General features: G+C 63.7%; 20 protein-coding genes. 16 read left to right on the plus strand and 4 right to left on the minus strand.

Annotation, left to right across the window (positions count from 1 at the left end):
• Positions 1-11: 11 nt before the first annotated feature.
• Entirely contained in the window at positions 12-1,430 is a 1,419-nt protein-coding gene (tldD, locus tag JI744_RS17870; protein ID WP_202662538.1) for a metalloprotease TldD, read from the minus strand.
• A 179-nt stretch (positions 1,431-1,609) separates the two neighbouring features.
• Here tldD and coxB point away from each other — a divergent pair, with 179 nt between their 5' ends.
• The 12 genes from coxB (at position 1,610) to JI744_RS17930 (ending at position 11,961) form a co-directional block, all read left to right on the plus strand.
• Positions 1,610-2,437, plus strand: coding sequence for a cytochrome c oxidase subunit II (coxB, locus tag JI744_RS17875; protein ID WP_202662539.1), 828 nt, complete (start codon positions 1,610-1,612; stop codon positions 2,435-2,437).
• A gap of 63 nt (positions 2,438-2,500) precedes the next feature.
• Positions 2,501-3,433: a heme o synthase gene (cyoE, locus tag JI744_RS17880; RefSeq protein ID WP_202662540.1), complete on the plus strand. Its 933-nt coding sequence runs from the start codon at positions 2,501-2,503 to the stop codon at positions 3,431-3,433.
• Position 3,434: 1 nt separating this feature from the next.
• A complete protein-coding gene (locus JI744_RS17885; RefSeq protein WP_202662541.1) occupies positions 3,435-3,641 on the plus strand; it encodes a cytochrome C oxidase assembly protein in 207 nt (68 codons plus the stop codon).
• Complete coding sequence (locus JI744_RS17890) at positions 3,638-4,198, plus strand: cytochrome c oxidase assembly protein (protein WP_202662542.1); 561 nt, start codon at positions 3,638-3,640, stop codon at positions 4,196-4,198. Before JI744_RS17885 ends, JI744_RS17890 begins: the two co-directional genes overlap by 4 nt.
• Before the next feature lie 19 nt (positions 4,199-4,217).
• Entirely contained in the window at positions 4,218-5,018 is an 801-nt protein-coding gene (locus JI744_RS17895) for a cytochrome c oxidase subunit 3 (RefSeq protein WP_202662543.1), read from the plus strand.
• A 64-nt stretch (positions 5,019-5,082) separates the two neighbouring features.
• Entirely contained in the window at positions 5,083-5,754 is a 672-nt protein-coding gene (locus JI744_RS17900; protein WP_202662544.1) for an SURF1 family protein, read from the plus strand.
• A gap of 8 nt (positions 5,755-5,762) precedes the next feature.
• The gene (gene thrC, locus JI744_RS17905) at positions 5,763-7,148 is read left to right on the plus strand and encodes a threonine synthase (protein ID WP_202662561.1); all 1,386 of its coding nucleotides are present in this window, start codon (positions 5,763-5,765) and stop codon (positions 7,146-7,148) included.
• A complete protein-coding gene (locus JI744_RS17910; protein ID WP_202662545.1) occupies positions 7,145-8,404 on the plus strand; it encodes a M16 family metallopeptidase in 1,260 nt (419 codons plus the stop codon). The genes thrC and JI744_RS17910 overlap by 4 nt, the downstream gene beginning before the upstream one ends.
• Complete coding sequence (locus tag JI744_RS17915) at positions 8,404-8,988, plus strand: GNAT family N-acetyltransferase (RefSeq protein WP_202662546.1); 585 nt, start codon at positions 8,404-8,406, stop codon at positions 8,986-8,988. Before JI744_RS17910 ends, JI744_RS17915 begins: the two co-directional genes overlap by 1 nt.
• Positions 8,989-9,516, plus strand: a complete 528-nt coding sequence (locus JI744_RS17920) for a DUF1697 domain-containing protein (RefSeq protein ID WP_202662547.1) — start codon at positions 8,989-8,991, stop codon at positions 9,514-9,516. It abuts the gene before it with no gap.
• 112 nt (positions 9,517-9,628) lie between these two features.
• The gene (locus tag JI744_RS17925; protein WP_202662548.1) at positions 9,629-10,426 is read left to right on the plus strand and encodes an MBL fold metallo-hydrolase; all 798 of its coding nucleotides are present in this window, start codon (positions 9,629-9,631) and stop codon (positions 10,424-10,426) included.
• A gap of 116 nt (positions 10,427-10,542) precedes the next feature.
• On the plus strand, positions 10,543-11,961 hold the full coding sequence (locus JI744_RS17930) for an FAD-binding oxidoreductase (RefSeq protein ID WP_202662549.1): 1,419 nt from the start codon (positions 10,543-10,545) through the stop codon (positions 11,959-11,961).
• Here JI744_RS17930 and JI744_RS17935 read toward each other — a convergent pair.
• Complete coding sequence (locus JI744_RS17935; protein WP_202662550.1) at positions 11,948-13,303, minus strand: MATE family efflux transporter; 1,356 nt, start codon at positions 13,301-13,303, stop codon at positions 11,948-11,950. The two genes, JI744_RS17930 and JI744_RS17935, sit on opposite strands and share 14 nt — an antisense overlap.
• Before the next feature lie 166 nt (positions 13,304-13,469).
• On the opposite strand from JI744_RS17935, the gene JI744_RS17940 reads away from it, so the two are divergent.
• Positions 13,470-14,270: a class I SAM-dependent methyltransferase gene (locus JI744_RS17940; protein ID WP_202662551.1), complete on the plus strand. Its 801-nt coding sequence runs from the start codon at positions 13,470-13,472 to the stop codon at positions 14,268-14,270.
• Here the strand turns inward: JI744_RS17940 and ppk2 are convergent.
• Positions 14,267-15,235, minus strand: coding sequence for a polyphosphate kinase 2 (ppk2, locus tag JI744_RS17945; RefSeq protein WP_202662552.1), 969 nt, complete (start codon positions 15,233-15,235; stop codon positions 14,267-14,269). The genes JI744_RS17940 and ppk2 overlap by 4 nt on opposite strands.
• A gap of 250 nt (positions 15,236-15,485) precedes the next feature.
• Between ppk2 and JI744_RS19165 the strand changes: the two genes are divergently transcribed.
• A complete protein-coding gene (locus JI744_RS19165; RefSeq protein ID WP_236019533.1) occupies positions 15,486-15,971 on the plus strand; it encodes a tail fiber domain-containing protein in 486 nt (161 codons plus the stop codon).
• A 96-nt stretch (positions 15,972-16,067) separates the two neighbouring features.
• Here the strand turns inward: JI744_RS19165 and JI744_RS17955 are convergent, their stop codons facing one another.
• Positions 16,068-17,825: a LuxR C-terminal-related transcriptional regulator gene (locus tag JI744_RS17955; RefSeq protein ID WP_202662553.1), complete on the minus strand. Its 1,758-nt coding sequence runs from the start codon at positions 17,823-17,825 to the stop codon at positions 16,068-16,070.
• A 163-nt stretch (positions 17,826-17,988) separates the two neighbouring features.
• On the opposite strand from JI744_RS17955, the gene JI744_RS17960 reads away from it, so the two are divergent.
• Together JI744_RS17960 and parE are read left to right on the plus strand one after the other, a co-directional pair.
• Positions 17,989-18,648: a glutathione S-transferase family protein gene (locus JI744_RS17960; RefSeq protein ID WP_202662554.1), complete on the plus strand. Its 660-nt coding sequence runs from the start codon at positions 17,989-17,991 to the stop codon at positions 18,646-18,648.
• 338 nt (positions 18,649-18,986) lie between these two features.
• On the plus strand, positions 18,987-20,942 hold the full coding sequence (gene parE, locus JI744_RS17965; RefSeq protein WP_202662555.1) for a DNA topoisomerase IV subunit B: 1,956 nt from the start codon (positions 18,987-18,989) through the stop codon (positions 20,940-20,942).
• The last annotated feature ends 193 nt before the right edge of the window (positions 20,943-21,135 follow it).

Genomic DNA, 21,135 nt, shown 5'->3' on the forward strand with positions numbered 1-21,135 from the left:
GGGAAGAGGGGTCAGCCCTGCCCTCCCACCGTCAGCCCGCCGATCAGCAGCGTCGGTTGCCCCACGCCCACCGGCACCCATTGCCCGGCTTTGCCGCAATTGCCGATGCCGGGGTCCATCGCCATGTCATTGCCGATGGCGCGGATCTGTTTCAGTGCGGTGGCCCCGTCGCCGATCAGCGTGGCACCCTTGACCGCCTCGCCCACCACACCGTTCCGCACGCGATACGCCTCGGTGCAAGAGAACACGAACTTGCCGTTGGTGATGTCAACCTGCCCGCCGCCAAAGCCCACGGCCCAGATGCCATCCTTCAGGCTGGCCAGCATGCCCGCCGGGTCATCCTGCCCGCCCAGCATATAGGTGTTGGTCATGCGCGGCATCGGGATATGGGCGAAACTTTCGCGCCGCCCGTTGCCGGTGGGGGCGACGCCCATCAGGCGGGCATTCTGGCGGTCCTGCATGTAACCCACCAGAACGCCATCCTCGATCAGCACATTCTTACCCGAAGGTGTGCCCTCATCATCCACCGAAATGCTGCCGCGCCGGTCGGGGATCGTGCCGTCATCCAGCACTATCACACCCTTGGCCGCAATCTGCTGGCCCATCAGCCCGGCAAAGGCCGAGGTTTTCTTGCGGTTGAAATCGCCCTCAAGCCCGTGGCCGATGGCCTCATGCAGCAAGATACCCGGCCAGCCCGGCCCCAGCACCACATCCATCACGCCCGCAGGCGCGGCAACCGCCCCCAGATTGACCAGCGCGATCCGCAGCGCCTCGCGCAGCATGGGCTGCCAATGCGCCGGGTCGATCAGCCGCGCCAGACCGTAACGCCCGCCGCCACCCGTGCTGCCCTGTTCGCGCCGCCCATTCTCCTCGACGATGACCGAGACATTAAGTCGCGCCATGGGGCGCACATCGGTCAGCCGCAGCCCCTCGGGGCGCAGGATTTCCACCTCTTGCAGCCCCGCGCTGATGGTGGCCGACACCTGCACCACCCGCTTGTCCAGTGCGCGGGCATAGGCGTCGATCTCTTTCAGCACATCGATCTTGCCGGCAAAACTGGCGTCCGCCATCGGGTCCGCATCGGTGTAAAGCCGCAGGTTGGTGCCCACGGGCGGCGTGGCCAGAACCCCACCCCCGGCCCCCACTGCAAGGCGGGCGGTTTCCACCGCGCGGCGCAGGGCGGATTCGGAAATTTCCGTGGAATGGGCGTAACCTGCAACCTCTCCGACCACCGCGCGCAACCCGAATCCCTCGGACGCATCATAGCTGGCGGTGCGGATCCGGCGGTCATCCAGCACGATCCCCTCGGACCGGCGGCGTTCAAAAAACAGCTCGCCATCATCGGCGCCATGCGTTGCCTGTCGCAACAGATCAAGGGCGCGCGCCTCATCGATCAGGGTTTCAAAGGGTCGGAAGGGGGCGTCGCTCATCAGGGGCCTTTCGCATGCGCAGCATTGATCTGGATCAAGCCCGCCATTTTGTCGCACGTTTCTCTTGTTCTGCACGGACTAATATGGTTTCACCAGCCTAGCAAACAACGGGATTCCGCCACGAGGGGGGCGGTATTCCCACGGGGCGGGCAAACCGCCGCACAGAACGGGAAAAGAAAATGCGTCAACAGACACTTCGCAGCGGTCTTCTTGCCTCGGCCATGGCCTTTGTGGCGGGCGGCGCCTGGGCGCAAGCCCTGGAAACCGTGGGTCAGCCCCTGCCAGATGGCATCGGCTTTCAACCCGCCGCGACCGAGATTGCCCGAGACCTTCAGTGGCTGGACCACGCGATCCTGATCATCATCTCGGTGATCACAGTCTTTGTGACGCTGCTCTTGGTCTATGTCATGGTGCGCTTCAACCGCCGCGCCAACCCGACCCCGCGCAGCTTCACGCACAACACGCCGCTGGAAATCGTCTGGACGTTGGTTCCCGTCCTTGTGCTGGTTGCCATTGGTTCCTTCTCGCTGCCCGCGCTGTTCAAGCAACAGACCATCCCCGCCGCCGATGTGACCATCAAGGTCACCGGCAACCAGTGGTACTGGTCCTATGAATACCCCGAAGACGGCATCTCGTTCGATGCCTTCCTGCTGGCCAAGGACCAGCTTGCCGCCAATGGCTACACGCCAGAACAGTATCTTCTGGCGACCGACAATGCCGTTGTGATTCCGGTGGGCAAGACCATCGTCATGCAGGTAACGGGCGCCGACGTGATCCATTCGTGGAAGATCCCCGCCTTTGGTGTGATGCAAGACGGTGTTCCGGGCCGCATCGCCCAGCTTTGGTTCAAGGCAGAGCGTGAGGGTATTTATTTCGGCCAATGCTCGGAACTGTGCGGCAAAGACCACGCCTACATGCCGATCACGGTCAAAGTCGTCTCGGAAGAGGCCTACAAGAAGTGGGTCGAAGGTGCCAAGCAGGGCAATCTGCAACTGGCGTCGAACTGAAACGATTGACGGAACGGGGCAAGGCTGGGGCCTTTGGGCCCCGCCTGCCGGGGAGAGCGCAGCATGACCGACATCCGGTCTTTTGACGACACGGGAGAGGCGCAGTTCGGCGACTACGTGCAGCTTTTGAAGCCGCGCGTCATGTCGCTGGTCGTCTTTACCGCGCTTGTCGGCCTGCTGGTTGCCCCCGTGCATCTGCACCCGGTCGAATCCTTTTGCGCCGTTTTGTTCATCGCGTTGGGCGGCGGGGCCTCTGGCGCGCTGAACATGTGGTGGGATGCCGACATCGACGCGATCATGCGCCGCACCAAGGGCCGCCCGATCCCCTCGGGCCGGGTACAGCCCGGCGAGGCGCTGGCGATTGGCCTTGCGCTGTCGGGCATTTCGGTGGTGATGCTGGCCCTGGCCACCAATGTGCTGGCGGGTGCGCTGCTGGCCTTTACCATCTTCTTTTATGCCGTCGTCTATTCGATGTGGCTGAAACGCTCGACCCCGCAGAACATCGTGATCGGCGGGGCCGCCGGGGCCTTTCCGCCCATGATCGGCTGGGTTGCCGCAACCGGGTCGTTCTCGGTCGAGGCGGCGCTGATGTTCATGCTGATCTTCATGTGGACGCCCCCGCATTTCTGGGCGCTGGCGCTGTTCATGAAGTCGGATTACGGCGACGCCAAGGTGCCGATGCTGACCGAAACCCATGGCCGCAAGGTCACGCGGGCGCATGTGTGGTGGTACACCGTGGCACTTGTGCCTTTCGCGCTCGCGCTTGGCTTTACCTCGATCGGCGGGCCGGTTTATCTGGCAACCTCTGCCGTGCTGAACCTGGAGTCCCTGCGCGGCGCCTGGCGCATCTGGCGCCGGGATGAGAGCGTGGCCGAAGCCGATGGCTACAAGGTTGAAAAGCAGGTCTTCAAATTCTCGCTGCTGTACCTCTTTGCCCATTTCTGCGCGCTCTTGGCCGATGCGGCCTTGCGCGGCTGGCATCTGGGGGGCTGGTAAGATGTCGTTTCGCCCTGAACACGAAATTCACCGCCGCCGTCTGGGCCGCAACATTGGCGTGGGCGTTTTGCTGGGGGCCTTTGTGGTCCTGATGTTCGCGCTGTCGATCGTCAAGGTCACCCAGGGCGACCTGATGCACGGCAATGGCAAAGCCCAGGCTGGAACCGCCCTGCCCCAGACCGAAGCATCTCAGGGGGCCGCGCCATGACCCCGCAACGCACCGCCCTGTCGTTGGTGGGCATTGCCGCCGTTATGCTGTCGGCCTCTTTCGCGGCCGTGCCGTTTTATGACTGGTTCTGCCGCACCACCGGCTATGCCGGAACCACCGGCCAGGCAGAGGCGGCACCGGGCGAAGACAAGGTGCTGGAGCGCACCATGGTCATCCGTTTCGATGCCTCGCTGGAATCGGGGATGCCGTGGCAGTTCAAGCCACAGCAAACCCAGATGACCGTGAAAATCGGCGAACAGGCCCTGGCCTTTTATGAGGCATATAACCCGACCGACCGCACCGTCGCGGGCACCGCCAGCTTCAATGTGCAGCCAGACCAGTCGGGCGGCTATTTCACCAAGATCGATTGCTTTTGCTTTACCGAACAGGTGCTGAAGCCGCATGAACGCGCGGTCCTGCCGGTGTCGTTCTTTGTTGACCCCGAGATCGTGAACGACCCCGAGGCCGGGGATATTCAGGAAATCACCCTGTCCTATACCTTCCACGAAACGCCGCTGACGCCCGAACAGATTTCGGCGACCAGCCCAACGAACTGATAAGAAACACGAGGGAAAGATGGCCCACGCGAAGAACCACGATTACCACATCCTGCCCCCGTCGATCTGGCCGTTCCTCGGCTCGGTCTCGGCCTTTGTCATGCTGTTCGGCGCCGTGCTGTGGATGCACGGCTCTGGCCCATGGATGGGGCTGATCGGCTTTGTAGGCGTGCTTTACACCATGTTCGGCTGGTGGTCGGACGTCGTGGCCGAAGGCCAGATCGGCGATCACACCCCGGTGGTGCAGATCGGCCTGCGCTATGGCTTCATCCTGTTCATCATGTCGGAAGTCATGTTCTTCTCGGCCTGGTTCTGGACCTTTTTCAAGCACGCCATTTTCCCGATGGGGCCCCTCAGCCCGCTGAAGGATGGCGTCTGGCCGCCCGAAGGCATCGCGACCTTTGATCCCTGGCACCTGCCCCTGATCAACACGCTGATCCTGCTTTGCTCGGGCTGCGCTGCCACCTGGGCGCACCATGCACTGGTGCATGAAAACAACCGCAAAGATCTGAAGAACGGTCTGGTTCTGGCCATTCTGCTGGGCCTCTTGTTCACCTTCTTTCAGGCCTATGAATACAGCCACGCGGCCTTTGGCTTTGCAGGCAACATCTATGGCGCGTCGTTCTTCATGGCGACGGGCTTTCACGGCTTTCATGTCATCATCGGCACGATCTTCCTGTTCGTGTGCCTGATCCGCGCGCTGAAGGGCCATTTCACCCCTACCCAGCATGTGGGGTTTGAGGCTGCCGCCTGGTACTGGCACTTTGTTGACGTGGTCTGGCTGTTCCTCTTCGCCTCGATCTACGTCTGGGGCCGCTGATCCACCCTTGCAACTTTCTCCAACGCGGGCCATCTGGCCCGCGTTGTGCGTTCAGGAGACTGCGATGCTGCGCCGGATGATCTTTCCCTTGTTTCTGGGGGTGGCGGGCTGCGCCGTGCTGATCGGCCTTGGCATCTGGCAAGTCAGCCGCATGTATGAAAAGCGCGCGCAGCTAGAGGCGATGACGGCGGGAATTTCAGAACCCGCCGTGCCCGTGCCTGCAAACTTGCAGCCCGAAAAGGACCGCTTTCGCCCGGTTACGGCCACGGGCCGCTTTACCGGCGAAACCCTGTATGTCCTGTCTGGCAAGCCGATGATCGGGGCCGGGGTGCAGGTGATCTCGGTTCTGCAAATGGCCGATGGGCGGCGGCTGCTGGTGGATCGTGGCTTTCTGCCCGATGATGAAAAGCACAAGGACCTGCTAGTCACCGATGTCACCGTGCAGGGCAACCTGATGTGGCCGCGCGATTCCAATGCCTATACCCCCCCGCCCGATGCCAAGACCGGCCTGTGGTTCGCCCGCGATGCGCAGGCGATGGCGGCGGCCCTGCATACAGAGCCGACATTTATTGTCGCTCGTACGACAACCGGTGACGGGATAGAAGCGATGCCCGTGGATACTTCGTCTATTCCCAATGACCATTGGGGCTATGCCATCACCTGGTTTTCGCTGGCCGCCGTCTGGGCGGTGATGACAGCGGCGCTGGTGTGGCGTATCAGGCGGCGGACGGTTTGAGGATGACGATGCGCTATATCTCGACGCGGGGCACCGCCCCGGTTCTTTCCTTCGGCGAAGCGATGATGACGGGGCTGGCCCGGGACGGTGGGCTTTATGTGCCCGAAACCGTGCCAACCCTGACAGCGGACGAGATCGCCACGCTGGCGGGCCTGCCGTATGAGGAAGTTGCCTTCCGCGTGATGAAGCCCTTCCTTGGCGGGTTTTTCGCGGATGACGAGTTCAAGGGCCTGATCGCCAAGGCCTATTCCGGTTTTGGCCATGCCGCCCGGGCGCCGCTGAAACAGCTTGGTGCGAACCATTTCCTCCTGGAACTGTTTCACGGCCCGACGCTGGCGTTCAAAGACTTTGCCATGCAGCTTATCGGCCAGATGATGCAGGCCGCCCTTGCCAAGACCGGCCAGCGCATCACCATCGTGGGGGCCACCAGCGGCGATACCGGCAGCGCTGCGATCGAGGCGTTCCGCGGCCTTTCCAACGTCGATGTCTTCATCCTGTTCCCGCATGGCCGCGTGTCCGAGGTGCAGCGCCGTCAGATGACGACGCCCACCGAAGCCAACGTGCATGCGCTGGCGATGGATGGCGATTTCGATGATTGTCAGGCCCGCGTGAAGGATATGTTCAACGACTTTGCCTTCCGCGACGGCGTGCGACTGGCGGGGGTCAACAGCATCAACTGGGCGCGGGTTCTGGCGCAGGTGGTCTACTATTTCTCCTCCGCCGTCAGTCTGGGCGCCCCCCACCGCAAGGTCAGCTTTACCGTCCCCACCGGCAATTTCGGCGACATCTTTGCAGGCTACATCGCGCGCAAGATGGGCCTGCCGATTGAAGAACTGGTCATCGCCACCAACCAGAATGACATTCTGGACCGCGCGCTGAAATCCGGCGCGTATGAGACGAATGGCGTGAAGCCCTCGATCAGCCCGTCGATGGATATTCAGGTCTCGTCCAACTTTGAACGCGCCCTGTTTGACGCCTATGGCCGCGATGGCGCCGCGATTGCGCAACTGATGGCAGAGATGAAATCGGGCGGCTTCCGCATTTCGCAAGGGGCACTGGAAACCCTGCGCGCCACCTTCGCCTCTGGCCGCTGTTCCGAGGATGAAACCCGCGCCACCATCGCGGCCACGCTTGCCGCGACCGGCGAACTCCTCTGCCCGCATTCTGCCGTCGGCGTGAAGGTGGCCGAGGAACATCTGGGCGCGGCCCCGATGATCACCCTTGCCACCGCCCATCCGGCCAAATTCCCCGATGCGGTTCAGGCCGCCAGCGGCATCCACCCTGCCCTGCCCCCGCGCATGGCCGACCTGTTCGCCCGGCCCGAACGCGTGACCCGCGTGCCGAATGATCTGGCGGCGCTGCAATCCCTTGTCCGTGAAAGGCTTGCCTCTTGACCACACGCCTGACGACGCTGCCCAACGGTTTCCGCATCGTGACCGAACATATGCCCGGCCTGGAATCGGCCAGCGCGGGCATCTGGGTCACCGCCGGGGGCCGGCATGAGCGCGAACAGCAAAACGGCATCGCCCATTTCCTTGAACACATGGCCTTCAAGGGCACCGCGCGCCGCAGCGCCCTGCAAATCGCCGAGGAAATCGAAGATGTGGGCGGTTATATCAACGCCTATACCAGCCGCGAGATGACCGCCTATTACGCCCGCATCCTCAAGGAGGATGTGGCCCTGTCACTGGATGTGATCGGCGACATCCTTCTGAACCCGGCCTTCCACGAGGCGGATATTGAAACCGAGCGCCATGTGATCTTGCAAGAAATCGGGCAGGCGCTGGATACCCCAGACGACATCATCTTTGATTGGCTGCAAGAGGCGTCCTATCCCGCGCAGGCCTTTGGGCGCACCATTCTTGGGCCCTCAGAACGGGTGTCGTCCTTCGGACGCACCGACTTGCAGGGGTTTGTTGCCGAACATTACGGCCCGGGCCAGATGATCCTTGCTGCCGCCGGGGCGGTGGATCACGACGCCATCGTCCGGCAGGCCGAGGGGATTTTTGGCCATATGACCGCCCATCCGCAAAAGCTGTTCCAGCCCGCCACCTTCAAGGGCGCGGAACGGCGTGAGATCAAGGATCTGGAGCAAGTGCATTTTGCCATGGCGTTCGAGGCGCCTGGCTATCGCGATCCGTCGGTCTATACCTCTCAGGTCTATGCCACGGCGATGGGTGGCGGCATGTCATCCCGTCTGTTCCAGAAAATCCGGGAAGAGCGGGGCCTCTGCTATTCCATCTTCGCCCAGTCCGGCGCCTATGACGACACCGGCCAGATCACGCTTTACGCAGGCACCAGCGCCGAGGAAATCGCCGACCTGACCACCCTGACGATTGACGAGCTGAAACGCGCCGCCGACGATATGTCCGAGGCAGAGGTGGCCCGCGCCAAGGCCCAGATGCGCGCCGGAATGTTGATGGGGCTGGAAAGCCCCTCGTCCCGCGCCGAACGCATCGCGCGCCTCTTGCAGATGCACGGCCGCGTGCCCCCGGTGGAAGAGGCGGTGGCCAAGATCAACGCCGTCACCGTGGCCGATGTGCGCGCCTATGCCGAAGGGCTGACCCAGGCGGGCGCGGCCCTTGCGCTCTACGGCCCGGTTGATGACGCTCCGGGACTGGAGGCTATTCGCGACAGGCTTGCCGCCTGATGCTGGGGGTCCGCCGCAGGCCCAAGGTCGAAAGCGAGCGGATGACGCTGCGGCTGCCCCAACACCCCGATTGGCGGGCCTGGGCGAACTTGCGCGAGGCCTCTACCGCCCATCTGACCCCGTGGGAGCCGGTCTGGGCGCATGACCACCTGTCACGCCGCGCCTTTACCAACCGGGTCTATTGGGCGCAGCGGGCGGAAACCCAAGGCACCGCCCTGCCCTTCCTGCTGATCCGCCGCAGCGACCAACAATTGCTGGGCGCGATCACGCTCGACAACATCCGCCGTGGCCCCGTGCAGGCCGGAACCCTTGGCTACTGGATCGGCGCGCCCTTTGCCCGCCAGGGCTATATGAGAGAGGCGATACAGGCGGTGGTGCACCACGCCTTTGCCCAGCTTGACCTTTCCCGGATCGACGCCGCCTGCCTGCCGGAAAACACTGCCTCGCGCGGGGTTCTGGAAAAGTCTGGCTTCAAATACGAAGGGGTGGCGCAAAGCTATCTGCAAATCAACGGGCGCTGGCGCAACCATGTGCTTTACGCCAACCTGCGGGGCGACCGGCGCGGGCGCACCGATGCCGGCTGAATGACCCGCCGCATCCTGCTGTTGCGCGGGGTGAATGTCGGCGGCGCAAACCGCCTGCCGATGGCCGATTTTCGCGGCCTGCTGGCAAGCCTCGGCCTTGGCAATCCGCGCACCCTGATCGCCAGCGGCAATGCGGTGTTTGACGATCCGGGCCTGCCCAACCTGTCCGGCAAGATTGCCAAAGCCATCGCCGCCCGTTTCGGCTTTGCCCCCGATCTGTTTCTTTACACAGCCGAGACCTTCGCCGCGATCATCGCCGCCAACCCTTATGCGGCTGAGGCTGCGGCAGACGGGGCAAAGGTCCACGCCTTCTTTCTCGCCACCCCGACGCAGCTTGACGAGGCCAAGGTCAAAGCCCTTGCCACCACCGAACGCCTGCACCTGACATCGGCCGCCCTGTACCTGCACGCCCCCGATGGCCTTGGCCGCTCCAAACTGGCCGAGCGCCTGCCGCGCCTGCTGGCCACCCCCAGCACCGCCCGCAACTGGAACACGGTCGAGTCGCTGGCAGCCCTCGCTGCGGCCTGAGCATTTGCACCTGTCCAAATACTCTCTTGGGGGTACGGGTGGTGAAGTGCCCCCGCTGCTGACAGAAGCAATCCGCGCTGGACCCATGGCCAATCCGCGCTACCATTTGCCAATGTGCCGCTGGATTACCCTACTCGCCCTGTTTGCCTCGCCCGCGCTGGGGCAAGAGCCTTCTGCATGCATCGCACTGGCACAGAATGGCGCGCAGGTGGTGCGGGTGGCCTTCGGTGATCCTCTGCCACAAAGCACCGTGCGGCTGCGGTTCCTGAACCACGCCAGTTTCGCGCTGGAAACACCGGGCGGCATCACGGTGATCACCGATTACACCGGGCAGATCGGCAACCCCGATGTGGTGCCCGATGTCGTCACCATGAACAACGCCCACGACAGCCATTTCACCAACAGCCCAGACCCGCGCATTCCCCATGTGCTGCGCGGCTGGGGACCGCCCGGCCTGCCCGCGCGGATTGACGAAACGGTGGGCGACCTGCGCATCCGCAACGTGACAACCGACACGCGCGGCCCCTTTGGCGAAGGGGCGCGCGCGAACGGCAATTCGATCTTTCTGTTCGAGGTGGCGGGCTTGTGCATTGCCCATCTGGGGCACCTGCATCAGATGCTGTCTGCCGATCAGCGCGCGCGGATCGGGCGGGTTGATGTGGTGATGGTGCCGGTCGATGGCGGCTATACCATGGACCAGCGCGCCATGGCCGAGGTGGTCAAGGATCTGCACGCCCGGCTGATCATTCCGATGCACTGGTTCGGGCCAAAGACGCTGGCGGCCTTTCTGGCGCAATCGGCGGGCAGGCTGGATATTGTCACGGCAGGCGGGCCGGAGGTTGAGATTTCCCGCGCCACCCTGCCCCGGCGTCCGACCATCCTGCTGCTTGATCCGGCCTTGATCCCCTGACGCCGCCACCGGGGGTTTTCCACCCCCGGACCCCCGGAGGATATTTATGAACAGATGATGGAGCGGGGTTTTCGCAGGCATGGCGGGGGGATAAGTCTGGGGCGAAGGAGATGCCCATGCTGAACCCTGCCGACCCCGCCTTTCTGTCCGCGCTGGAGGGCCAGCTTGCCCCCGGCACCCTGCGCGCGCCTGAACCGCGCGATCTGGAGGAGCCGCGCGGCCGCTGGCAGGGCCGCGCCGGGGCCGTGGCGCTGCCGCGGACCGTGGCAGAGGTGGCGGTGATCGTGCGGACCTGTGCAGCGGCACGGGTGGGCATTGTACCGATGGGCGGCGGCACCGGGTTGGTGGGCGGGCAGATCATGGCGGATGGGCCGCTGCCGCTGATCCTGTCGCTGGAACGCATGGCCGGATTGCGGGGTATATGGCCGCAGGAAAATGCCATGACGGTCGAGGCGGGGATGGTTCTGGCCGTCGCGCATGATCATGCCGCAGGGGTTGGCCGGATCTTTCCGCTGACGCTCGCCTCGGAAGGGTCGGCGCGGATCGGAGGGCTTTTGTCCACCAATGCGGGCGGCGTCAATGTGCTGCGCTATGGCAATGCCCGCGATCTGGTGCTGGGGATCGAGGCGGTTCTGCCCGATGGCAGCATTTTCAACGGGCTGAAGCGGTTGCGGAAGGACAACACAGGCTATGACCTGCGGCACCTGTTGATCGGGGCCGAGGGCACGTTGGGCATTATCACCGCCGCCAGCCTGCGGCTGTTCCCGGCCCCCGCCTCAACCGCGACGGCGCTGCTGGATGTGGCCGACCCTGCGACCGCGCTGCGCCTGCTGGACCTAGCCAATACCCATGCGGCGGGCCTGATTTCGGCGTTCGAGCTGATCCACCGGCAGGGGCTGGATTTCCTGTCCGAAACCCTGCCCAACGTGGCGCAGCCCTTCCGCCCCCAAGGCGACTGGATGGTGCTGCTGGAACTGGCGCTGCCCGCAGGCCTTGGCGGGGCCGAGGCGGTGATGGCCGGTGTTCTGGAAGCCGCCTTTGAGGCTGGTCTGGCCCGCGACGGCGCGGTGGCGGCCAGTGACAGCCAAAGGAAGGCGATCTGGACCCTGCGGGAAAGCATCCCGCTCGCCAACCGCAAGGTTGGGGCAATTTCCAGCCACGACATCTCGCTGCCGCTGTCCGCCATCCCCGATTTCATTCCGCGCGCCAATACCCTTTTGGCAGCAATGGGCGATTTCCGGGTGAATTGCTTTGGCCATCTGGGCGACGGCAACCTGCATTACAACGTCTTTCCCGCCAGGGGCCGGACCAAGGCCGACTATCTAAACCAGCGCGAGACGGTAAAGGACACCGTGCATGATCTGGTCCACCAGATGGGCGGGTCGGTTTCGGCCGAACATGGCATCGGGCGGCTGAAGGTGGGCGATCTGGTGCGCTATGGCGATCCGGCCAAGCTGGCGGCGATGCGGGCGATCAAGGCCGCCCTTGATCCCCTTGGCATCCTGAACCCCGGTGCGGTGATCAGCGCGGCTTAGGTGCCCTGGCCCAGAACCGCCACATCATCGAGGCGGCGGCGCAAACCAGCCCCACCGTCAGGCCCAGCCACAGCCCCTGCCCGCCAAGCCCGGCCCGAAACGCCAACAGATAGGCCGCCGGAATCCCGATCAGCCAATAGCTGATGGCGGCGGCGATCATCGGCACGCGGGTATCGCGGATGCCGCGCAACAGGCCCAGCGCCATGACCTGCATCGCATCAGCCATCTGAAACAGCGCCGCCATGGCCAGAAGCGCCGTGCCAAACGCCACGATGCCAGCGGCCTCGGGCTTGGCCTCGTCCAGAAACAGCAAGATGATCGGCTGCGGCAACAGCAGAAACACCGTGATCATGCACAGGCCGAACAAAACCGAAAGGCCAATCGCCACCCTCGCCCCATCGCGCAGGCCCTGCGCATCGCCCGAACCCTCGGCCCGGCCCGCCCGCACCGTGGCGGCGTTCGACAGGCCCAGATGCACCATGAAGGCCAGCGCCGCCACCTCCATCGCAATGCCATGCGCGGCCAGTTCCACCGTGCCGATCCACCCCATCATCAGGGCCGAGGCCTGAAACAACCCGCTTTCGGCCAGCCCGGTCACGCCAATCGGCCAGCCAAGGCGAAACACCAGCCCCATCGCGTGCCAGTCAGGCCGCCAAAAGCGCTGAAACAGGTGGAACCGCCGCAGGTCAGGCAGCCAGGCAGCATACACCGCCATCGCCCCACAGGTCAGCCCCTGCACCAGAACCGAAGCCAGTGCCGCGCCGCGCACCCCCATTTGCGGGAACGGCCCATGGCCGAAGATCAGCGCCCAGCCGACCACAAGGTTCACCAGAACCCCCGTCAGCGTGACCCACAGCACCACCTGCGTCCGCTCCAGCGCGGCCAGATAGCTTTTCAATCCCATCACCAGCAGCGCAGGAATCATCCCCAGCCCGGCAATGCGCAGGAAATCCTGCGCCAGCCCGGCCACAACCTCGGCCTGGCCCAGCGTCAGAAAGATCGCCTTGGCCCACCAAAACAATGGATAGGTCATCAGGCCGAACCCGATCGACAACCACAGGCCCATCCGCGTATCGCGCCGCACCTGCGCCTCATCCCCGCGCCCCAGGGCCGAGGCGACCATCGGCATGATCGCCTGCGCGAACCCTGACCCGAAGATGAATACCACGAAAAACGACGAAGCCCCCAGCACCACCGCCGCAAGCTCATTCACCCCATACCAGCCCATCAGCACAGTATCGGTGACATGCAGCGCCATTTGCGCCAGATGAGAGCCGACCAGCGGCAAGCCCAGCGCAAGGATCGCCCGCGCATGGCTGGAAAGGGGCAGTCTTTCGGTCATGCCCAAAGCCATATCTGCCCAAAAATGCGGCGACAAGTGAAGATTGCGTGGCAGCGCAGCGGGTGCCGCTTCGCACGGCTGCCCGAAGCGGGGTTGCGGTTGTGATTGGTCAGGCCGCCCGCCCCGCCGTATACTGTTTCCGCAGCACTCTACCGAGGTGCGGACCATGCCAACGCCCAGCCAGATGTTTGACGATGGAACCGCCTATGAGCGGATGATGGGCCGGTGGAGCCAGCAGGTCGGCGAGCCGTTTCTGGACTGGCTGGCCCTGCCATCGGGGTTGCGCTGGCTGGATGTCGGCTGCGGCAACGGTGCTTTTACCGAGGTGGTCCGACGCCATGACCCCACCGCCACTCTGACCGGAATTGACCCTGCCCCCGGCCAGATCGCCTATGCCCACCAGCGCGCCGGAACCGAGGGCATCACCTTCCTGACCGGTGATGCGCAAGACCTGCCCTTTGCCGATGGCAGCTTTGATGTGTCGGTCATGGCGTTGGTCATCGCCTTTGTCCCTGACCCCGTGCAAGCCCTGCACGAGATGACCCGCGCCACCCGTCCGGGTGGCATGGTTGCAACCTATATGTGGGATCTGCCGCATGGGGTTCCGCTGGCCCCGCTGCATCGCGCACTGGCAGAGCTTGGCCATCCCGCGCCGCAGCCGCCCAGCGCAGGGCGGGTCGGGCCAGCAGGGCTTGCTGACCTGTGGCAAAGCGCGGGGCTGGTCGAGATCGCGGCCAAGCAGATCACCATTCCCGTCACCTTCGAAGATCTGGACGATTTCTGGCAATCGAACGTCCAGTTCATCGGCCCGCTGGGAGAGGTATTGCGCCACCTGCCCCAAGGCGGACGCGATGCCCTGCGCGCCCGACTTGGCATGATATTGCCCATCGACGCACAGGGCCGCATTACCTATCGCGCCGTCGCCAACGCAATCCGGGGGCGACGCCCGGCGACTGGCCGACCCTAGACCCGGCGAATGGCCGGATGGGTCGCGCGGTCAAGGATATGCCCGCTTCCGCCCAGAACCTGACTGGCACGCCCCACGATCAGCGGATCGGGTTGGCCCACCACAGCCGCGTCTTTGCCGGGATAATCGATGGTGGACAGAAAGTGGCGCATACAGTTCAGCCGGGCGCGTTTCTTGTCATTCGACTTGACGATGACCCAGGGCGCATCGGCGGTGTCGGTATAGAAAAACATCGCCTCTTTCGCCTCGGTGTAATCATCCCACTTGTCCAGACTGGCCTTGTCGATGGGCGACAGCTTCCACATTTTCAGCGGATCGGTTTCGCGCGCCTTGAACCGGATGCGCTGTTCTTCACGGGTGACCGAGAACCAGTATTTGTAAAGCCGGATACCGGAACGAACCAGCATCCGCTCCATCTCTGGTGCCTCGCGCATGAATTCCAAGTATTCAGCCGGGCTGCAAAAGCCCATCACACGCTCTACGCCCGCGCGGTTGTACCAACTGCGGTCATAAAACACCATTTCGCCCGCCGTCGGCAGATGGGCGATATAGCGTTGAAAGAACCACTGGCCCTTTTCCACATCCGATGGCTTGGTAAGCGCGCAGACCCGGGCATAGCGCGGGTTCAGATGCTCCATATACCGCTTGATCGTGCCGCCCTTGCCTGCTGCATCGCGGCCTTCCATCAGGATCACGAACTTCTGGCCGGTCTCCTGCGCCCAGATCTGCACCTTCAGCAATTCCGCCTGCAACCGGGCCTTTTCAGCTTCATAGGGCGCGCGGCCCAACAGGCGGCCATAGGGATAGCGACCGCTTTCAAACACCTCGCGGATCGCATCCGTGGTGACGGCGGGAAAGTGCTGCGGGCCGGTCACACCCTCACCGCTGCCGGGGTTCGGATCAGTCGCGGCTTTGGGGCCGAGGATGGGGCTGGGGACATCAAGGGGCGGGCTGTCGATCTCCATTCGGAACTCCTTTTCTGCAATCCGGGCAGAGTTCGTCGCGCGCCGTTCTGTCACCTTGATCCGTGTCAAAACCGGCGCGCTGCGCTGGCGACCTTTGCAGGAATGTCACAGAAATACCGCCCCAAGCTGCGGCAATAACGAGACAGTACAGCCTGCACGCGAATCGCTTGCCTTGTTGCAGACCCCATGCCCCACTTGGGCCGATTACCGCCCTGTTCTATTGCTGCCCCCTGCATAAATGGAGTGCCTCATGCGCAAGCTGCTTGTCACCACCTCGATTCTGGGAATGCTGTCCGCCTCTTCGGCCTTTGCCGGGGGTGTCACCGAACCCATCATGCAATCTGATGAGGTTCAGCAGAAAACCTCGTCCTCGTCCGGCGGCATTCTGCTTCCGCTGTTGTTGCTGGTTGTGGTGGCAGCGGCCATCGCCTCGTCCGGCGGCGATGACGCGGTGGTCTCGCCCAGCGATGCGCGGCTGAAAACCGGGCTGTGGCCAGTCGGTTTGGCCGACAATGGCCTGCCGATCTATCGCTATCGCTATCTGGGTCAGACGGGCGAATACGAAGGCGTCATGGCGCAGGATGTCGCCGTGCGGTTTCCCGATGCGGTCACTCATTTGCCCGGCGGCTATATGGCCGTGAATTATTCCAAGCTGGGTCTGACGCTGAAAACCCTGCACTCAATGCAAAAGCGGCGGGCCCCAGGCACCGCCGCTCTTTTTGCAACACCGAACTGAAAAGGCAGGGGGGAGAAATGTATTGGTCTTCCCCCTCAACCTAGCGCCGCGGCCCGGAACCGACATACCCCAAATGCGGTAAACCTGCCGATTTCCTTAATTTTGCGCGATCAGCGCCTCCAGCCGGTCCAGCACCTGCGGCCATTCGGCAAAGAACAAAAGCTGCCCGGTATCTGGCAGGAACGTCACCTCCAGATGCGGAAAATCCCCCATCAGCTCTCGGATCGACTGCACCGGCGTCTGTGGGTCCTGGTCGCCTTGCAGCAGCACAACCGGCACCTTTGCGGCCTCAACCAGCGCAGACCAGTCGCGTTCCGAACTGATACATTCGCGGGTAAAAGCCTCATAGGCCGACACCTTGGCGCCCAGACAGACCTCTGATCCTTCCAGAATCGCCTCGCGTACCTCGGGCCGGGCAAACGTGGCCATGTCGGCAGAGCTGCCGCCATTGACCTGAGCGAAGAACTTTTCCTTGCCCAGCTTGCGCGCCAGCGAAAACCCGGCCTGCACCAGAAACGGCAGCACCTTGGGGGCGTAACGGGCATTGGCCAGAATGAAGCGCTGCCACTTGTCCATCCGGTCATACTGCGCCGCCGTCCGCAGCGGCAATTGCGCCGCACAACCCAAGACCGCCTGCACCATCGCGGGGCGGTCCTGCGCCAGCCGCAGCGCAAAGCGCAGGTCGGCCCCCAGGCAAATCACCGCACAGCGCCGGATACCCAGATGGTCCAGCACGGCGGCATAATCCTGCGCCACGCCGGCAACATGATCGGCCCGCTTGGGGTGCAGCTCGGTCTGGCCATAGCCCGCGCGCACCGGCACGATGATGCGCAACCCTCGCAGCCGCGCCGCCCGCTCGGCGCTGGCGGGCCAGCGGATCAGGCCATAATCAAGGTGCATGTACAAAATCGGCGCGCCGCCCGGATGGCCGAATTCGATAAACTCCATCCGCCGCCCGTCGGGGCCGCGCAAGGTCTGGAACGCCACCGCCTGCAACCCATGGCTGCGCGGCAGCGGCACCGCGCCCCCCGTGGGCATCTGGGCCACATCCATCAGCCCCAAGACCACCCGAACCAGCTCTGACTGGCTGTGGGTTTCGGTCTTGGACAGGATAGACCGCAGTTGCGTGCGCACCGTTTCAGGCGACCGGCCCCGCGCCTCGGCAATGTCCTTGACCGGCAGGCCAAGAGTGATGCCTTGCACAATCTCCACCTCGGCAACCGTCAGACCGAACGCCTCTTGCACGGTCTGGGCAAAACCCTCGGGCCAGACAAGTTCGGTGGACATCACCAGCGCCAGCGGCTTTGCGCGGTCGCTGTCCACCGGGCCTACTCGCACGATCACCGGCCCCCCGGTGATGCGCGACCGGATGCGCAGCGTCACCACCTTTTCCGCCTGCCCACCCGCCACCTTGCGGATCTGGGCCCGCAAGACCTCGGTATCCTCAGCCTCAAACGGCAGATCGGCCAGCCGCGCGCCCGGTTTCAGACCAAAGGCCACAGCCGCCGCCCGGTTGAACCCCGCAAGCACGCTGCCCCCATCCGACAGAAACGCGGCAGAGCGCGGGATATCCTCTAGCACAGACCGCCCCGCAGCCTGCGGGCGCGTCGCCTCGAACCGATCCAGAAAAACCGCTGCCCGCGCCAGATGCGCCTCGATCTCGGCATCTTCCAGAGGCAGCGCGCCATCGGCTTGCCCCGCGCGGTGCGGGGCCAGATGGCCTTCCCACACCTCCAGCAGGTCTTCCAGACGCACAGGGTCCAACGCAACTTCGTACAGGCGGTCAACAATCTGCGCCCGCCCTTCCGGGTCAAGCGGGCTGATCACATCGCGCGTCGGGCCTGTGTCTTGCATGGGGTTTGTTTGGCGCAAGCCCCGGCAGCGGGCAACAGTTTTCGCGCAGCCAGCCCGGCTTTGAAACGCAAGGCTTGCCACAGCATGAAAAAGAGGCCGCCGATCCCCTTCAATCCTGCCCCGGCGCTGCCTAAACTCTTCCCACACCAGCGGAGGATTTCCCTTGATCACCCTTTACGGCGTCTATCGCTCGCGCGCTTCGCGGCCCCTGTGGCTTTTGGCAGAAACCGGCACGCCCTTTACCCATGTGCCGGTGATACAGGCCTACCGGCTGGCGGATGCAGCGGCGGCGGATGCACCGTTGAACACCGCCTCGCCCGCGTTTCTTGGCATCAACCCGCAGGGCCAGATTCCCGCGCTGGTGGACGGCGATCTGACCCTGACCGAGTCTCTGGCGATCACGCAATATCTGGCGCGCAAGCATGGCGGCACGCTTGGCCCGGCGACGGACGCCGATGCTGCCCTGATGGAACAATGGGCGCTGTTCGCAGCCACTGCGGTCGAAGGCCCGGCGCTGGAAATTCTATACACCCAAGGGGCTGGCGGCGACAAAACCCCCGAAGGTCAGGCCGCCATTGCCGTGAACGCCGAAAAGCTACGCCGCCCGCTGCGCCGGTTGCAGGGCCATCTTTCCCGGCAGGACTGGCTGGTCGCCGACCGCTTCACCGTGGCCGACATCAACACGGCGGAATGCCTGCGCTATGCCCAAGGCCATCCGAGCCTTCTGGCCGAATTTCCCGCCGTAAAAGCATGGCTGGAACGCTGCCAGGCCCGCCCGGCGTTTCAGGCAATGTGGGCGGCACGGCTAGCCGAACCGGAGTAAGGGCTGACCCGTCGCAGCGGGGGTTTCACACCCCCGCACCCCCGTGGGATATTTAGAGAAGGGGAAGATGAAAGAGTCGGGCATCCCCCACCGGCAACCGGCGTAAGGATGCCTTCCCCTTCACGGTCATCGGCGTCCCCGCCTGTCCCGTGCAATCAGCTTCGGTCGATTCTGGTTAAGAGCGGGTTAAACCGCTTCCCCTTCTGCAAATATCCTCGGGGGTGAATTGGCCGACAGGCCAAGAGGGGGCCGACAGCCCCCTTCCCTTTGTTTGCCCACCTTGCGCACCTGCGCGCCGCACTGTCTAATGCCCCACCCATAACAAGAACCGAGCAGCCATGTCCTCCGATCTTCTTTCCGGCCAAGGCCCGACCTATGACGCCAGCAGCATTGAGGTGCTGGAGGGGCTAGAGCCGGTGCGCGTGCGCCCCGGCATGTATATCGGCGGCACGGATGAACGCGCACTCCACCATCTTGTCGCCGAAATCCTCGATAACTCGATGGACGAGGCGGTGGCAGGCCACGCCACCCGGATCGAGGTGGAGCTGCATGAGGATTACAGCGTCACCGTGCGTGACAACGGGCGCGGCATTCCGGTAGACCCCCACCCGAAATTCCCCGGCAAATCGGCGCTGGAGGTCATCCTTTGCACCCTGCATGCGGGCGGCAAGTTCAACGGTGATGCCTATGCCACCTCGGGCGGGTTGCACGGCGTCGGCGCCTCGGTGGTGAACGCCCTGTCCGATGTGATGCGGGTTGAGGTGGCGCGGAACCGTGAGCTGTTCGTGCAGGAGTTTTCGCGCGGCAAACCCCTTGGCCCGGTGGAAAAGGTGGGCGCGGCGCCAAACCGGCGCGGCACCTCGGTAACCTTCCACGCCGATGCGCAGATTTTCGGCAGCCAGACCTTCAAACCCCACCGTTTGCTGAAGATGGTGCGATCGAAGGCCTATCTGTTTTCGGGCGTGGAGATTCGCTGGAAAACCGCGATCCCCGATGGCGATACGCCGATGGAGGCCACGTTCCATTTTCCCGGTGGCCTCGCGGATTATCTGTCGGATCAGCTTGAGAAAACCACCACCTATGCCGACAAGCCCTTTGCCGGAAAGGTCAGCTTCGTCGAAAAATACAACGTGCCGGGGTCGGTTGAATGGGCGATCAACTGGACGCCGATCCGCGATGGTTTCCTGCAATCCTATTGCAACACCGTGCCCACGCCCGAAGGCGGCACGCATGAGGCCGGTTTCTGGGCCGCGATCCTGAAAGGCATCCGCGCCTATGGGGAACTGGCCAAGAACCGCAAGGCCGACCAGATCACGCGGGATGACCTGACTTCGGGCGGTTGCGCGCTGGTGTCTTGCTTCATCCGCGAACCGCAGTTTGTGGGCCAGACCAAGGACCGGCTGTCCACCGAAGAAGCCGCGAAATGGGTCGAAGGTGCTGTGCGCGACCATTTCGACAACTGGCTGGCCGCCGACCCCAAATCTGCCGGCGCGATCCTTGATTTTCTGGTGCTGCGCGCCGAAGAGCGCCTGCGCCGCCGTCAGGAAAAGGAAACCCAGAGGAAGACCGCGACCAAGCGGCTGCGCCTGCCGGGAAAGCTGGCCGATTGTTCCGCCAAGAACCGCGAGGGGACCGAGCTTTTCCTCGTCGAAGGCGACAGCGCCGGCGGGTCCGCCAAGGCGGCCCGCAACCGCGAGACCCAGGCCCTGCTGCCGCTGCGCGGCAAGGTGCTGAACGTGCTGGGTGCCGCCAGTTCCAAGCTGAACGACAATGCCGAAATCCGCGACATTTGCGAGGCTTTGGGCGTGCAGATGGGCACCAAGTTCAAGGTCGATGACCTGCGCTATGACAAGATCATCATCATGACCGACGCCGACGTGGACGGCGCGCATATCGCCAGCCTGCTGATGACCTTTTTCTTTTCCCAGATGCGCCCGCTGATCGACAAGGGGCATCTCTACCTGGCCTGCCCGCCTTTGTACCGGCTGACCCAAGGGGCCAAGCGGCTATATGTGGCGAATGATGCCGAGAAAGAGAAATGGCTGGCCAAGGGTCTGGGCGGCAAGGGAAAAATTGACGTGCAACGCTTCAAGGGTCTGGGCGAGATGGACGCGAAAGACCTGAAGGAAACCACGATGGACCCGAAGGTGCGCAAGTTGATCCGCGTGACGATTCACGAGGATGAGCCGGGCGATACCGGCGATCTGGTGGAGCGGCTGATGGGGAAAAAGCCGGAATTGCGGTTCCAGTATATTCAGGAGAATGCGCGGTTTGTGGAAGAGCTGGATGTGTAAATGAAGCTCGCATCTCGCTTACTACTGTATGTAGGCTGTAAAATCGCTTCCCGACATAAAGTTCCAGAGCGTGACCTGCCCCCCGGTCGTCCCTCGTTCATAACGAGAGTCCTTGGGGTTGATAGTGGTCGGTTTCGGGTTGGGCAAGCGCGCCGGGCGCGGAGCCCTCAGATTGCTCAAGCGCCCGGCGCGC

The sequence above is a fragment of the Fuscibacter oryzae genome (assembly GCF_016765795.1).
Lineage (GTDB): Bacteria > Pseudomonadota > Alphaproteobacteria > Rhodobacterales > Rhodobacteraceae > Fuscibacter > Fuscibacter oryzae.

Coding starts and splice junctions, on each gene's coding strand:
- JI744_RS17915 (WP_202662546.1), top strand. CDS start 8,404: ATGCTGGGGGTCCGCCGCAGGCCCAAGGTCGAAAGCGAGCGGATGACG.
- JI744_RS17925 (WP_202662548.1), top strand. CDS start 9,629: ATGTGCCGCTGGATTACCCTACTCGCCCTGTTTGCCTCGCCCGCGCTG.
- JI744_RS19165 (WP_236019533.1), top strand. CDS start 15,486: ATGCGCAAGCTGCTTGTCACCACCTCGATTCTGGGAATGCTGTCCGCC.
- JI744_RS17935 (WP_202662550.1), bottom strand. CDS start 13,303: ATGACCGAAAGACTGCCCCTTTCCAGCCATGCGCGGGCGATCCTTGCG.
- JI744_RS17955 (WP_202662553.1), bottom strand. CDS start 17,825: ATGCAAGACACAGGCCCGACGCGCGATGTGATCAGCCCGCTTGACCCG.
- JI744_RS17940 (WP_202662551.1), top strand. CDS start 13,470: ATGCCAACGCCCAGCCAGATGTTTGACGATGGAACCGCCTATGAGCGG.
- JI744_RS17885 (WP_202662541.1), top strand. CDS start 3,435: ATGTCGTTTCGCCCTGAACACGAAATTCACCGCCGCCGTCTGGGCCGC.
- parE (WP_202662555.1), top strand. CDS start 18,987: ATGTCCTCCGATCTTCTTTCCGGCCAAGGCCCGACCTATGACGCCAGC.
- tldD (WP_202662538.1), bottom strand. CDS start 1,430: ATGAGCGACGCCCCCTTCCGACCCTTTGAAACCCTGATCGATGAGGCG.
- JI744_RS17890 (WP_202662542.1), top strand. CDS start 3,638: ATGACCCCGCAACGCACCGCCCTGTCGTTGGTGGGCATTGCCGCCGTT.
- JI744_RS17900 (WP_202662544.1), top strand. CDS start 5,083: ATGCTGCGCCGGATGATCTTTCCCTTGTTTCTGGGGGTGGCGGGCTGC.
- JI744_RS17930 (WP_202662549.1), top strand. CDS start 10,543: ATGCTGAACCCTGCCGACCCCGCCTTTCTGTCCGCGCTGGAGGGCCAG.
- thrC (WP_202662561.1), top strand. CDS start 5,763: ATGCGCTATATCTCGACGCGGGGCACCGCCCCGGTTCTTTCCTTCGGC.
- JI744_RS17895 (WP_202662543.1), top strand. CDS start 4,218: ATGGCCCACGCGAAGAACCACGATTACCACATCCTGCCCCCGTCGATC.
- ppk2 (WP_202662552.1), bottom strand. CDS start 15,235: ATGGAGATCGACAGCCCGCCCCTTGATGTCCCCAGCCCCATCCTCGGC.
- JI744_RS17920 (WP_202662547.1), top strand. CDS start 8,989: ATGACCCGCCGCATCCTGCTGTTGCGCGGGGTGAATGTCGGCGGCGCA.
- cyoE (WP_202662540.1), top strand. CDS start 2,501: ATGACCGACATCCGGTCTTTTGACGACACGGGAGAGGCGCAGTTCGGC.
- coxB (WP_202662539.1), top strand. CDS start 1,610: ATGCGTCAACAGACACTTCGCAGCGGTCTTCTTGCCTCGGCCATGGCC.